The following is a 1,080-nucleotide window of genomic DNA, read 5'->3' on the forward strand; positions in this document are numbered from 1 at the left end:
CGCCGCCATGCAGCGCATCATCCATCGCGAAAACGCATTGTAGGCAATGATGAGACCAAACTCGAACTCCGAGACCTCCCACCCTTCCCCCTCGGCCAAGTGACGGGAGGAAACGATTCTGCGGCCATCCGGCGTGGTGTTCATGAGGTTTGCCCCTAAAAACGCTGATGGTTTATCTACAAATTACGCAGAAAAACCGCCGTCAACAAGACCGACCAATACACCAGACGGTTTGAAAACACGCTCAAGACGATAAAATAAAAAACAAATTCAACGAACTAAGCCTAGGAACCGTCCGCAATCGAAGTCTAGGCACCGTCGCCCTCCTCACATCACAATAATAAAACGTTGACAAATTGTCATCGTTTGGAGTGTGTGGCGTCAGCGCCAATGCTGGGGAAACTCTCATACCGAATGATCCGTTTTTCATGGCCTACGCCTTTGAAGCGGCACCCCGCCAACATACTTACGGGCACCCCATTAGTCTGGTTATATAAACTTTAGTATTGCCTTCATTGCCGCACTAAGGAAAATAGAGTATTCGGGCGAGCCGGTCCTCGGCGAGTTTCCGCCCTACAAACCTTAATGACCACAGAAGGGGATCGACATGCCGAATCTGCGCCTCGTTGCGGAGAAGCCCAAGGATATCGTGATAAATGCAAGTGAAGCCGATATTCATAGCTTCTCGAAGACCGCGAATGACCTGAAAATCAAGCTTCAAAACGGTGATGAAATCATCATTGAGGACTTCTTCTTGAAGGGGGAGAACGGGGAAGTTAGTCGCCTATTGTATGAAGATGGAGAGTTCGCTGGCGTCGACGGAAATGCCGATACGATCGCTGCATCTGGGATTGGGCAAGGGATGTCAGGCGGAGCGGGCGCGCTCGCGGCGCTAGGAGCGTTGGCCTTTGCTGGGGCTGTCGGTGGCTCATCCGGCAAAGATGGAAAAGACGGAGATACCGGTGACACTGGTGATACTGGCGACACCGGGGATACCGGCGATACCGGTGATACCGGCGACACCGGGGATACCGGCGACACCGGGGATACCGGCGACACCGGGGATACCGGCGACACCGG

At 53.3% G+C, this 1,080-nt stretch carries 1 protein-coding gene and 1 pseudogene; one reads left to right on the top strand and one right to left on the bottom strand.

Annotation, left to right across the window (positions count from 1 at the left end; all coding sequences use genetic code 11):
* Positions 1-144: pseudogene (locus tag R1W01_RS17935) on the bottom strand (transcriptional regulator); the annotation flags it as partial.
* 463 nt (positions 145-607) lie between these two features.
* Between R1W01_RS17935 and R1W01_RS17940 the strand changes: the two are divergent.
* A partial coding sequence (locus tag R1W01_RS17940) for a BapA/Bap/LapF family prefix-like domain-containing protein (protein WP_411028178.1) occupies positions 608-1,080 on the top strand: 473 nt, incomplete at its 3' end.

The organism is Shimia sp. FJ5 (assembly GCF_032918335.1).
GTDB classification, from domain to species: Bacteria; Pseudomonadota; Alphaproteobacteria; order Rhodobacterales; family Rhodobacteraceae; genus Shimia; species Shimia aestuarii_A.